General features: G+C 46.5%; 11 protein-coding genes. 6 read left to right on the top strand and 5 right to left on the bottom strand.

The features are described from left to right. Positions 1-25: 25 nt before the first annotated feature. Complete coding sequence (locus BN4609_RS01705; protein ID WP_068855073.1) at positions 26-763, top strand: YebC/PmpR family DNA-binding transcriptional regulator; 738 nt, start codon at positions 26-28, stop codon at positions 761-763. A gap of 73 nt (positions 764-836) precedes the next feature. Further along, positions 837-1088: a TIGR03905 family TSCPD domain-containing protein gene (locus BN4609_RS01700; protein ID WP_068855072.1), complete on the top strand. Its 252-nt coding sequence runs from the start codon at positions 837-839 to the stop codon at positions 1086-1088. 269 nt (positions 1089-1357) lie between these two features. Here BN4609_RS01700 and BN4609_RS01695 read toward each other — a convergent pair whose 3' ends face one another. Then, positions 1358-1756 (bottom strand): DUF8479 domain-containing protein, encoded by a 399-nt coding sequence (locus tag BN4609_RS01695; protein WP_068855071.1) that lies wholly within the window; start codon positions 1754-1756, stop codon positions 1358-1360. A gap of 413 nt (positions 1757-2169) precedes the next feature. Between BN4609_RS01695 and lepA the strand changes: the two genes are divergently transcribed. Then, positions 2170-3951, top strand: coding sequence for a translation elongation factor 4 (gene lepA, locus BN4609_RS01685; protein ID WP_021993376.1), 1782 nt, complete (start codon positions 2170-2172; stop codon positions 3949-3951). 40 nt (positions 3952-3991) lie between these two features. Next, the gene (locus BN4609_RS01680) at positions 3992-4582 is read left to right on the top strand and encodes a Crp/Fnr family transcriptional regulator (RefSeq protein WP_068855069.1); all 591 of its coding nucleotides are present in this window, start codon (positions 3992-3994) and stop codon (positions 4580-4582) included. A gap of 14 nt (positions 4583-4596) precedes the next feature. On the opposite strand, the gene BN4609_RS01675 is transcribed toward BN4609_RS01680, so the two are convergent. From BN4609_RS01675 to BN4609_RS01660, 4 genes are all read right to left on the bottom strand, one after another. Beyond that, complete coding sequence (locus tag BN4609_RS01675; RefSeq protein WP_068855068.1) at positions 4597-6258, bottom strand: AMP-binding protein; 1662 nt, start codon at positions 6256-6258, stop codon at positions 4597-4599. A gap of 46 nt (positions 6259-6304) precedes the next feature. Next, positions 6305-7978 (bottom strand): AMP-binding protein, encoded by a 1674-nt coding sequence (locus BN4609_RS01670; RefSeq protein WP_068855067.1) that lies wholly within the window; start codon positions 7976-7978, stop codon positions 6305-6307. A gap of 90 nt (positions 7979-8068) precedes the next feature. Then, entirely contained in the window at positions 8069-9319 is a 1251-nt protein-coding gene (locus BN4609_RS01665; RefSeq protein WP_068855066.1) for an ABC transporter permease, read from the bottom strand. After that, complete coding sequence (locus BN4609_RS01660) at positions 9320-10525, bottom strand: pyridoxal phosphate-dependent aminotransferase (RefSeq protein ID WP_068855065.1); 1206 nt, start codon at positions 10523-10525, stop codon at positions 9320-9322. A gap of 189 nt (positions 10526-10714) precedes the next feature. On the opposite strand from BN4609_RS01660, the gene BN4609_RS01655 reads away from it, so the two are divergent. Next, positions 10715-11221 (top strand): DUF4494 domain-containing protein, encoded by a 507-nt coding sequence (locus BN4609_RS01655; RefSeq protein WP_068855064.1) that lies wholly within the window; start codon positions 10715-10717, stop codon positions 11219-11221. Next, complete coding sequence (locus BN4609_RS01650) at positions 11221-11895, top strand: YggS family pyridoxal phosphate-dependent enzyme (RefSeq protein WP_021993368.1); 675 nt, start codon at positions 11221-11223, stop codon at positions 11893-11895. The genes BN4609_RS01655 and BN4609_RS01650 overlap by 1 nt, the downstream gene beginning before the upstream one ends. Positions 11896-13438: the final 1543 nt, after the last annotated feature.

Genomic DNA, 13438 nt, shown 5'->3' with positions numbered 1-13438 from the left:
GAAAACAAAAACATAAGTATATATTATGGGAAGAGCATTTGAATATCGTAAAGCTACGAAACTGAAACGTTGGGGACATATGGCAAAGACCTTTACCCGACTCGGAAAGCAGATTGCCATCGCCGTGAAGGCAGGTGGTCCGGAGCCTGAGAACAACCCGGCACTGCGTTCGGTCATCGCTACATGTAAGCGTGAGAACATGCCGAAGGATAACATTGAGCGTGCCATAAAGAACGCGCTGGGTAAGGACCAGAGCGATTACAAGGAGGTGACATATGAGGGTTACGGTCCTCATGGCATCGCCATATTCGTCGATACGCTCACAGACAATACCACACGTACTGTAGGTGACGTGCGCTCGGTGTTCAACAAATTCAACGGAACACTCGGCACAACCGGTTCGCTTTCATTCCTTTTCGACCATAAGTGTGTGTTCACATTCAAGAAGAAGGAAGGTCTTGACATGGATGAGCTTATTCTTGAACTCATAGACCTCGACGTTGAGGATGAGTATGATGAGGATGAGGAAGAGGGAACAATCACCATTTACGGTGACCCGAAAAGCTATGCGGCGATACATAAGTTCCTTGAGGAGAAAGGATTTGAGGATATCGGAGGCGAGTTCACATATATTCCGAACGACTTGAAAGACCTCGACGGTGACGCGCGTGCGACTATCGACAAGATGGTGGAGCGTCTTGAGGAATTTGATGACGTACAGAATGTCTACACAAACATGAAACCTGCCGAGCCGGCAGAATAACGCAAGGCCTCTGTAACACAAATAATGGAGCCGGCGGATGGTCGTGCGGCTCCTTGTTTTTACAACAAAGCATATGGCACATTACAGTTACAAGACACAAGGCACATGCAGCCGGATGATAGACATTGAGGTGGATGACGCAGGCGTTATAACCGGTCTGAATTTCACGGGTGGATGTAACGGTAACCTGAAAGGAATATGCGCGCTCGCAAAAGGTCATAAGGCTGCCGATGTGAAGGCTCTTCTCGGAGGTATAACCTGTGGCGGCAAGATGACAAGTTGTCCCGACCAGTTGGCTAAGGCATTGGAGGACATGGGATACTGATACGCCATACAAAAGAAAAGTCCGGCATGATTCCGTAATGGTTCATGCCGGACTTTCCGTCTGTATATGTCTTATCCATAAACGGCTGCCAGACCGGCAAAGCCGCTTCTTCGTTTGATTGTTTGCTCATAAACGCTCTTCCGCGCTGCTGCCGTCATTCTGTTTCATGTTATATCGAGGCGTTTTCCACAGAATCTTACACAAAAGCGGAAGCCGATCCGCCTGACGGCGACACGGAATACGGATGGAGCATGATGCCCGCTCCGGTTTTATCTTTCGTATTCCTTTGGTGTATACTTCACACTGAAAAGCACTTTGCCGGGGTCTTTTGCCGAATGCAGGATGTATGCGAAGTTGAAACCGGCTTCTTTGTATATTTTTATCTGGGTGTTGCCTATAATGCTCTCAAGCAGTCCGCTCTTTATTCTGTCTTTGTTCTGGCTTATAATATCCGCATTGTCCATGGCGTCTGTGACTGAACAATAATACGTGTATGTTTTTGACTTCATGTCGAACGCGACGCTGTCCGTGCGTGTGTAGTTGACCACCGGGGTGGGACAGTATCTTTCGGTGAACTCGCGTGCCTCGCGCTGGGCACGCTCCTCTATGCTCTCATGACATGAGGCAATCATCATGACTGTAAGTACGGATAGTATGGTCTTTCTCATCTGTATTAATATTTTGTGCAAAGATAGTCTAAATTCCAGAATTTTACACTATCTTTGCATAAGATTAACTGCACTCGGAAATTAAAGAACAAGTTCTCATTTCTCTCGTTTGCGTTATCTTTGCATAAGATTAACTGCACTCGGAAATTAAAGAACAAGTTCTTATTTCTCTCGTTTGCGTTATCTTTGCATAAGATTAACTGCACTCGGAAATTAAAGAACAAGTTCTTATTTCTCTCGTTTCTGTTATCTTTGCATAATACAAACGGCTCTCGGGTAAATGGGGGTGGAAACGGAATATTGTTCTTGTGTGCGGTGATTGACATAAATGATAAAGTGGAATCCGGTAAAATGCGGAACCTCATTTTTGACCGGTATGTTGCTTACTAAAAACGAACAAACCGATACATATTATGAAGAATATAAGGAACTTCTGCATAATTGCTCATATAGATCATGGTAAATCAACTCTGGCTGACCGTCTGCTCGAACATACTGATACGATAAAGATTACTGAAGGACAGATGCTCGATGATATGGATCTGGAAAAAGAACGTGGCATAACGATAAAAAGTCATGCCATACAGATGGAGTATGTGTATGAAGGAGAGAAATATATTCTTAATCTTATAGACACTCCGGGACATGTGGATTTTTCCTATGAGGTGTCGAGAAGCATTGCCGCGTGTGAAGGCGCACTGCTTGTTGTGGATGCGACGCAGGGAGTACAGGCGCAGACAATATCTAATCTTTATATGGCAATAGACCATAACCTTGAGATAATTCCGGTTATCAACAAGATAGACATGCCGAGTGCCATGCCTGATGAGGTGGAGGACGAGATAATAGACCTTATCGGTTGTGAACGGACAGACATAATACGCGCTTCGGGAAAGACCGGTGAGGGTGTTGACGAGATATTGGAGGCTGTGGTGAGACGCATCCCGCATCCCACAGGAGACAGCGACGCGCCGCTTCAGGCTCTTATATTCGATTCTGTATTCAATTCATTCAGAGGAATCATCGCCTACTTCAAGATAGAGAACGGAAGTATAAGGAAAGGGGATAAGGTGAAGTTCTTCAATACCGGAATGGAGTATGACGCCGACGAGGTGGGTGTTCTTAAAATGGATATGGTGCCCCGCGACACGCTTAGAACAGGTGAGGTGGGATACATCATAAGTGGTATAAAGGATGCGAAAGAGGTGAAAGTGGGAGACACTATCACTCATGTGGACAAGCCATGTCTGGAAGCTATCTCCGGATTTCAGGAAGTGAAGCCTATGGTTTTTGCCGGTGTGTACCCGATAGATCCCGTAGATTATGAGAATCTGAGGTCTTCTTTGGAGAAGCTTCAGCTCAATGACGCCTCGCTGACATTCTCACCTGAGTCGTCGGTTGCGCTTGGTTTCGGATTCAGATGCGGTTTTCTGGGATTGCTTCACATGGAGATTGTGCAGGAAAGACTTGACCGTGAGTTCAACATGGATGTCATCACGACAGTGCCTAACGTCTCGTATATGGTGTATGACAAGCAGGGCAATGTGAAGGAAGTCCACAATCCGTCAGGTCTGCCTGACCCTACAATGATTGACCATATTGAGGAGCCGTATATCAAGGCGAGCATTATCACAACGTCAAATTATATCGGTCCGATAATGACTCTGTGTCTGGACAAGCGTGGAGAGCTTATAAAACAGGAGTTTGTAAGCGGAAACAGAGTTGAGCTTCATTTTATGTTGCCTCTGGCGGAGATTGTCATTGATTTTTATGATAAGCTTAAGTCTATAAGCAAAGGGTATGCGTCGTTTGACTATCACGTTGACGGCTTCCGTCCCTCACGTCTGGCTAAGCTTGACATATTGCTTAACGGTGAGCCTGTGGATGCACTGTCGGCTCTCGCACATCAGGACAACGCTGTCGTTCTGGGACGCAGAATGTGTGAGAAACTAAAGGATCTGATTCCCCGTCAGCAGTTTGATATCGCCATACAGGCAGCCATCGGGTCAAAGATTGTAGCACGTGAGACAATAAAATGTGTGCGTAAGGACGTGACCGCAAAGTGTTACGGCGGTGATGTCAGCCGCAAGCGTAAGCTGTTGGAAAAACAGAAGCGTGGAAAGAAACGCATGAAGCAAATTGGTAATGTGGAGGTTCCGCAGAAGGCATTCCTTGCTGTGCTTAAGCTGGACTGATACATAATGGAGTATAACTTACAAATAAAAAGAGTCTGAAATGAAAGAACCTGTCAGTTCAAAGCGGGATATCGCACGTGAGTTGGCGCGTAAATACAGCACGATGACTCACGATGAGCTTGATCTCCTTGAGGGTATTCTCAAACCGATGAAGTTTAAAAAGGGTGAGACAATACTCAAAACCGGGGAGACATGCCGTAACATTTATTATATAGATAGGGGTCTGATAAGACAGTATTATTATAAATATGATAAAGAGGTTACGGAACACCTGGGAGAGGGCCATACTATTTTCATGTGTATAGAAAGCCTCTTCAAGGAGGAGCCTTCTCAAATACAGGTAGACGCTCTTGAGACGTCAGTTATCTATGCTCTGCCTAAAACTGAATTGGAACGTGTGGCGCTGCACAGTGTTAACATACAGCTGATGTACAGAAAGATACTTGAGGAGAGTCTTATAATATCACAGGTGCATGCCGATCTGGTGCGTTTCGAAACAGCGCAGAACAGATACAAACGTATGTGTAAGCTTATGCCGCAGGTCGTTTTGCGGGCTCCTTTGGTGTACATCGCAAGTTATCTGCAGATGACACCGGAGACTCTTTCAAGAGTAAGGGCAATGCCGGGATAGTCCCGGCACCGCCCTTACTCTGTATAAAGATATCTTTTGATACTTTTTTTAGGTGTTTTCTCAAATTCTTCAGTATGTAGTCTTATCGAGGAAAGTCTGCAATAGGCGGGTAAGGACTCGTTGAGACTCTGCCGGTTCTGTTCCATTATCTGTTCAAGATCTTCATCCGACAGTCCCATGGAGTGTGCTTCATCATAGTCTGGATATACGAGTCCTACAAGCGATTCGCCCTTTTGTATGATGAGACTTTCGTTGACCATCGGCAATGAATTCAGCTTATCCTCAATCTCTTCCGGAAAAATGTTCTGCCCGTTTGCACCGAGCAGCATGTTCTTTGAGCGTCCTTTAATGAACACGTTGCCGTCCTTGTCCATCGTGCCGAGGTCGCCTGTGTGATACCATCCTTCTTTATCGATGGTCTCTCTTGTGGCTTCCTCGTTTTTATAATAGCCAAGCATTACATTCATTCCTCTTGCAAGAATCTCTCCAGGAATATTTTCCGGATCGGGACTGTCAATCTTCACTTCCATGTGAACGACCGCGCGACCGCATGATCCGGGAACAAATGTCTTGTAGTCAGAGTAGCATATGATCGGCGCGCATTCTGTTGAGCCGTATCCTACTGTGTATGGAAAATCAATCTTTTTAAGGAACGATTCCACCTCCTGGTTGAAGGCGGCTCCTCCTATTATTATTTCGTAAAAGTTGTTCCCGAATGCGTTAGTCACCTGTTCGCATATCTTGCGGTTTACCTTTTTGCTTACGTATGGCATGTTGAGTAGAATCCGCATCCGGTTGTTCTGTATCTTGGGAAATACCTTCTTGCGTATTATCTTCTCAATGATAAGAGGTACTGAGATGATGATTTTGGGTTTCACATCCGTGAACGCCTGTGCTATTATCGCGGGGCTGGGTACACGTGTGAGATAGAAGATGTGGCAGCCATGCAGAAATTCGAATATGAATTCAAATGCCATACCATACATGTGTGCCATCGGCAATATGCTTATCACATTGTCTCCCTTTTTGAGCTTGTTGCCGAGAACACTTTCCGCGAAGTCGTAGTTGCTCCACATGGCACGGTAAGGAATCATGACACCTTTAGAAAAGCCTGTCGTACCGCTTGTGTAATTTATTACGGCAAGTTCATCCGGGCTTTGTTCCTTGTAATAATTAACGTGTTGCTTGCGGAAATATTTCGGATATTTCTTTCCGAACATCTCGTTCAGATGCTCGCGGGCGTATGTCAGTTTCTCTGTCCTTGACAGTTTCAGGGAATAATCAGGTATGAATATGATGCCCTCAATCCCCGGCATCTTGTCTCCGTCTATTATTGTCGCGACCACGTCACCTGCGAACAGCAGTTTTGCTCCGCTGTGGTTTACAATGTGGTGAATCTGTTCGGCTGTGAATTCATGTAATATTGGTACTGCGATTGCGCCATATGTGAGTGTCGCGAGAAACGCTACAGCCCAATGAGTGCTGTTTCTTCCGCACAGTGCAATCTTGTCTCCTTTCTCCACACCGCTGTTTTCAAACAATATGTGGAGCTTTTCTATTTTCCTCGCCACATCGTGCGTCTGTAGCGTAAAGCCTTTGTAGTCTGTCAGGGCATCAAGGTTCCAGTTATCGACAATGTTCTGTTCGATAAGCCGGTTGAATGAGGGTGTTTCCATATTGAGTCTTTTTTATTGTTTTGAACAAATGCAGTTTAGGTATCTGTCATGTGTCCTGTATCTTGTAAAGATAGCGTTTTATACTTTTTTTAGGCGTTTTCTTAAACTCCTCGTTATGTATTCTTATTTCTGAAATCTTACAGAATGGAGGTATAAGTGTGTTTAGCTCCAGCCTGTTCTGCTCCATAATGTTTTTTAGGTCGTCTTCATTGAATCCCATAGCCTGTGCCTCTTCCATGTCCGGATACACAAGTCCTACAAGCTGGTTGCCGTGTTGCACAACAAGACTCTCGTTTACCATTGTCATGGAATTGAGCTTGTCTTCTATTTCTTCAGGATAGATGTTCTGCCCGTTTGCACCGAGGAGCATGTTCTTTATGCGTCCTTTAATATATATGTGTCCGTCGCTGCTCATTGTGGCACGGTCTCCTGTGTGGAACCATCCGTCCTCGTCAATAACCTCTTTGGTAGCTTCCTCGTTCTTATAATATCCGAGCATGAGGTTCGTACCTTTAACGAGCAGCTCGCCCGGAATGTTTTCCGGATCGCTGCTGTTTATCTTCATTTCCATGTGCCTTACGATTTTACCGCATGAAAACAGCTCATACTCGCTCTGGTCAGAGAATGCTATGAGCGGTGCTGTCTCTGTCGTGCCGTATGCTATGGTCAGAGGGAAGTCGATACTTTGCAGGAATGTCTCGATGCTTTGGTTGATGGGAGCGCCTCCGACAACCATTTCATAGGCTTTGCCTCCGAACACCTCGAGCACCTGCTCGCGTATTTTCTGCTTCACTTTCTTGCTTATTACCGGCATGTTGAGAAGCAGACGCATTCTGTTTGTCTGTACTACAGGAAGTATTTTCTTTCTGATTATCTTCTCGGCGACCAAAGGCACGGTCACGATGATTGACGGTTTTATTTCCGCGAACGTCTCAGCTATAAGTGTAGGAGACGGAAGGCGTGTCAGGAAATAAAGGTGGCAGCCGTTGAGGAATCCGAAGAAGAATTCGACCGCAAGTCCGTACATGTGAGCCATAGGCAGTGTACACACTATGTTGCCGCCAGGTTTCACTTTGTCCTTCAGTTTAAAAAGAATGTGGTCAAGGTTGCCCCAGATTGCCCGGTAGGGCAGCATCACGCCTTTGGAAAATCCGGTCGTACCGCTTGTGTAATTGATCATGGCAAGTTCGTCAGGGCTTTGCTCCTTATAATAATGCAGATGTTCCTTACGGAAATATTTCGGGTATTTCTTCCCGAACATCTCATTGAGGTGCTCTCTGGCATACGACAGCTTTTCTGTCCTTGATATTACGAGTGAGTAATCAGGAATGTATATGATGCCTTCAAGGTTTGGCATCTCCTCCGGATCTATCGTTGTCGCCACGATGTCGCCTACAAAAAGAATCTTGGCATCGCTGTGGTTTACAATGTTATATATCTGGTCAGGTGTGAACTCATGCTGTATGGGCACGGCAACAGCACCGTATGTCAGTGTGGCAAGCAGTGCCACGCCCCAGTTGCTGCTGTTTCGTCCGCACATGGCGATTTTATCTCCGCGTTGTACTCCGCTGTTTTCGAACATGATGTGCAGCTTCTCAATCTTTCTTGCCACATCATGGAATTGCAGTGTAACACCTTTATAGTCCGTCAGGGCGTCTCTGTCCCAGTTGTCTATTATACTTCGTTCAATATACGAGTTGAAGCTTGGTATTTGTTCCATTGCACAGAATTCATATTTGTGTGCAAAGATAATATCTTATCTGCACATCCCCAAAAGTTTTGTGCAATTTTTGTTTTGGCATCCGGCTAATTATTCGTAGCGCATTGACCTTGCCGGATGAATATGCGCGATGAGATAGCTTGGAGCTGTCAGCACAAAGATGCAGACAAGCATGGTCATGGCGTTGAGCATGAGAATGACAAGCGGGTTGAGTTCGGCAGGAACGGTATTCACATAGTATGTGGCTGGGTCGAGCTTGGCGAATCCCGTAAGTTTTTGCAGCAGAATTATGCCAATGCCGAGTATGTTGCCAATTATCAGTCCTTTGCCTATGATGAATGTGGCGAACCATAGGAATGTATGCCTTATCATTCTGTTGCGTGCTCCGAGGGCTTTGAGCAGGCCTATCATCGAGGTCCGCTCAAGAATGATGATCAGCAGACCCGAAATCATGGTCACACCTGCCACAGCTGTCATTATGGCAAGTATAATCCAGACATTCAGGTCGAGCAGTTCGAGCCATGAGAAAATCTGACGGTTGAGCTCCTTTATGTTCTTCGACGTGTATGTATGACCGTAGCTGTCGGTGGTGCGGTTGACGTTCCTGCTTATTGCGTCCTCCGTTTCCTTCATGCGGTCGAAGTCGTTCACTGATATTTCCGCTCCCGTCGCAGTGTTCTCATTCCATCCGTTGAGCTTCACGGTGGTATATAAATCGGTGAAGCATATTGTGTTGTCGTATTGCGTAAGATTGGTGCGGTATATTCCCGAAACGGTGAACCGTCTCATTCTTACACCGTCCTGATTGATGAAGTATGCGAATATCCTTTCTCCGCATTTCAGTCCGAGCTTGTCCGACATAGCCTTGGAGATGAGTATCCGGTTACCGCTCTTCTTGTCGGAAAACTTCGGAATGCTGCCTTCAAGCATGTTTTTATGTATGAATGTGGAGTCGAACTCCGGTCCCACACCTTTGAACATCACTCCAAGAAACTCGTTGTCGGTCTTCAGTATGCCCTGCGTCATGGCATAGCGTTGCACATGCTTCACGCCCGGCTGCTTCCTGAGAACATTCATTACCGAGTCGTCCATCTGTATGGGCTGCGTCTCCGATGTCTGCAATGTCATGAAGTCAGCCACCTGTATGTGGCTTCCGAACCCCACAATCTTGTCGCGTATGGTGTGCTTGAATCCGAACACCACGCTCACACTGACAATCATCACAGCCAGCCCTATTGCCACACCGGCTGTGGCAATGCGTATGGCAGGACGTGAGACCTTGCGCCTGTCGTTCTCCTGTGCGGAATATATGCGTCTGGATATGAAAAGAGGCAGATTCATCTATTTGTCGTCAGTGCGTCCCGGATAAGCCTCAAGAGCCTTTCTCAGGACAATGAGGGCACGCTCCAGATCTTCTTTTTTCAGTACGTAAGCTATTCTCACCTCGTTGTTGCCGGCTCCCGGTGTGGTGTAGAAACCTGCTGCAGGGGCAAGCATCACCGTCTCTCCTTCATAAGAGAACTCTTCAAGACACCAGCGGCAGAAGTCCTCCGAACTGTCTACGGGCAGTTTTGCCACCGTGTAGAAAGCCCCCATGGGTATCGGAGAATATACTCCGGGTATGCGGTTAAGCCCGTCGATGAGGCATTTGCGCCGTTCAACATATTCATCGTAAACGTCGCGGTAATATTCCTCAGGCGCGTCGAGCGACGCCTCAGCCACTATCTGTCCTATTAGCGGCGGTGACAGACGTGCCTGACACAGTTTCATCACGGCGGCTCTCACCTCGGCGTTCTTTGTTATCAGCGCGCCTATTCTTATACCGCACTCGCTGTATCTTTTAGACACGGAGTCTATCAGCAGGACATTCTGTTCGATGCCTTCAAGATGGCATGCGCTGATGTAGGGCGAGCCGGTGTAGATGTATTCGCGGTAGACCTCATCCGAGAAAAGATACAGGTCGTACTTTTTCACCAGGTCGCGTATCTGGTTCATTTCCCTACGGGTGTACAGATAGCCTGTCGGATTGTTGGGGTTGCATATCATGATGGCGCGCGTATGCTCGTTGATAAGCTCCTCGAACTTCTCCACCTTCGGCAGTGAGAACCCTTCCTCTATGGTTGTCGCGATGGTGCGTATCTTCGCTCCAGCCGATATGGCGAACGCCATGTAGTTGGCGTATGCCGGTTCCGGGATTATTATCTCGTCGCCCGGGTTGAGGCACGACATGAAAGCGAACAACACAGCCTCGGAGCCTCCGGCTGTAATGATGATGTCGTCGGCGTCTACATTGATGTTGAACCTTTTGTAATACTTTGTGAGTTTCTCCCTGTATGACCGTATGCCCTGCGACGGAGAGTACTCCAGCACGGTGCGGTCAATGTGCTTCAGCGCGTCCAGACCCACCTGAGGTGTGGGCAGGTCGGGCTGTCCTATATTGAGATGATAGACCTTTATGCCCCGTTTTCTCGCATCGGCAGCCAGCGGTGCAAGCTTTCTGATAGGCGATTCGGGCATTTCAAGTCCCCTGATTGATATTTCCGGCATTGTACAGTTGTAAGTTTTTATTTATCCGCAAAGTTAATAAATAAATTTATATTAGCCAGTGCCTCATGGTTTTTTTACGATTTTATTGCCAGATGTCCGCATTTCGTATTTTTCGTTATGCGTTTTTCGGAATTAATTGCTACTTTTGCCGCCGGAAGAAAAGTATAGTATAACATTTATAATAAGTATATGAGATCGAGAACAACTAACTGGTTTGAGACAACCGTACGCTACGACCGTCAGTCAGAAGACGGCGGACAGAAGAAGGTGAGTGAGACCTACGTGGTCGACGCTCTGAGTTTTGGAGAGGCTGAGGAAACCATAACACAGGAGATGGAACCATATATAAGCGGTGAGTTTGAGGTGAAGAACATAACGCCTGCCACTTATGGAGAGGTGTTTTTCAGCGACAATGCCTCAGACGACCGCTGGTACAAGGCAAAGCTTACGTTCATAACGATAGACGAGAAGACCGAGAAGGAGAAGCGCACGAGCGTGAACTATCTTGTGCAGGCGTCCGACTTCAACGGTGCGGTGAAGAACATTGAGGAGGTGATGAACGGTTCGGCAATAGACTATATGATAGCCAACATCTCCGAGACGAAGATAATGGACGTGTATGAACACAACGCCCCGCTGAAGAAAGAGGAACGCGACGACAAGCCCGAATACGAGACTCAGGAGGAGACTGTGTGATGGAGACTGACGTGGCACGCAATCTGCGCGAGGTGAGGAGCGCGCTGCCTGAGGGAGTGCGCCTCGTGGCAATCAGCAAGTTCCATCCGTCAGAGTGCATCATGGAGGCATACGACGCAGGTCAGCGGGTGTTCGGAGAGAGCCGCGAACAGGAACTTGCCGTTAAGGCAAAGAGCCTGCCGAAGGACATAGAGTGGCACTTCATCGGACATCTGCAGACAAACAAGGTGAAGCACATCGCGCCGTACATTGCCATGATAGAGGCTGTGGACTCGCTGAAGCTTCTGAAGGAAATCAACCGACAGGCTGAGGCTAACAACCGTGTCATAAAAGTGCTGCTCGAGCTTCACATTGCCGAGGAGGACACGAAGTACGGGCTGTCGCTCGACGACTGCCGCAAAATGCTCGAGGAAGGCGAGTGGCGCGCGCTCGACCATGTGTGCATATGCGGCATTATGATGATGGCGTCCAACGTGGACGACGAGGGGCAGATACGCTCGGAGTTCAGTCTGGCAGCCTCGTTCTTCGATGAGGTGAAGCAGAAGTATTTTGCCGATGACGACAGATTCTGCGAACGCAGCTGGGGTATGAGCCACGACTATCACGTGGCGGTGCAGTGCCGTTCGACAATGGTCAGGGTTGGGACTGCCATCTTCGGCGAAAGAGAATATTGAGCCTCACTGTAGCATACATTAATAATAACGCGCACATGCGGTAATCACTCAGCATGTGCGCGCTTTCTTTTTGTCATTATCTGTTCTTCAGAGCCATAAAAGTCACGGTCGGGTGATTTTCACGCACAGCGGAATAGGGCGCGTTAGAGACGCGCGATGCCATCATGCATAAATATACACGGGCAAGACGTCATTGCATATTTATACATCGACAACTCTGCGAGAATGCCTCCGTTCTGTCCGCATGATTATCCGGCTGCAAATACGCTGATTCTGAGCGCTCTTTTCAAGTTCCTTATAGTCAGCGTCTTACGGATGTCTGAACCTTGAAAGACTTGTTCCGGTCGTGCGGAAGAGGCTTTCCCGTGATGCGGAAAAGCCTCTTTTACACATCAGAAAGCACTTTCTCGTGCCGTTATAATGCCCTTCCCGTATACCCGAAGAGCCCGTTTCATGGCGTCATTGTCCGGATTTCGTGTGCCGGAACGTCGCAGACTGTTGTCCGTAACGGCTTTTACAGGTTTCCGGCACTCTCTTTTGCGATTTCATATTGTCAAAATATTTTACTTCCATATGTGTATATTTATGCAGTGCGGAAGAGTCTTTCGCTTCGTGTCCTCATTGTCGATACCTTTCCCTCACACCGCGCCATCATCATAAATGAAACGTTCCGAGGCTTACATCTCGTGCCCTTCCCTGTATATGATAGTCACATCACCACATTTTTATATATTATAATAGACATAAGCCTCGTGTCTTGAAAAAGCCGGTAAATGATTTGAAGCCTTTTTTCGCATTGTCTGTCATCATTCAGTAAGATTTCTCCCAGTACATCTTCAAATAACTATGATACGGCAGATATTTTCATTCATTTTCTTTCTTTGTATTTGAAAAAAGTGTATATTTGCGGTAATGATGAACACATGTCCGGTTATGCTGTAATCATGCACGGTTTTGCAGTTGGCTGGTATTACCGGTGAAGAGCACTCATCACACGTTCTTTTTGACAGTTCTATAATATAAAATAACTAAAAACTTTAAGATATGAGAAGATTGTTCATTACACTTGCCTTTTTCAGTGCGGGACTATATGTTTCCGGACAATCGCGTACCGCGTCGGTCTTTTATCAGTATGACAGTTACGGTAACTGTATCTTGCGCTCGATGAACGGGATGAAAAAGAGTATGAAAAATATGCAGACGGCTGATACATTGACTGTAAAAATCATTCAGATGTACAATTGAATATTGATAATTGATATAGATTCTGGCTTTTCTTGTCAATCGTAGTGTATCGTAAATTCATAATCTGATTACAGTAGAGATTAATTAGAAAGTATGATGAATAATAGAGTGGTGTTGTTATATGTATTGTTCCTGTTGTTTCTTTGCGGTTGCCATAAAGACAAGTTCCGTGATTTTGACCGCATGGTATTGAATAACAAGGTGTTGGAACGGGAGATAATAAAATATAGAGGACGGTCAGATCAATATCCTTTTTATGAGGGAATTAAAGTCTATACCAGCGTATGGTGCAAGACGA

Origin of the sequence: Leyella lascolaii, from assembly GCF_900079775.1 — a bacterium.
GTDB classification, from domain to species: domain Bacteria; phylum Bacteroidota; class Bacteroidia; order Bacteroidales; family Bacteroidaceae; genus Prevotella; species Prevotella lascolaii.
This window is presented reverse-complemented; position numbering and strand designations above follow the sequence as displayed.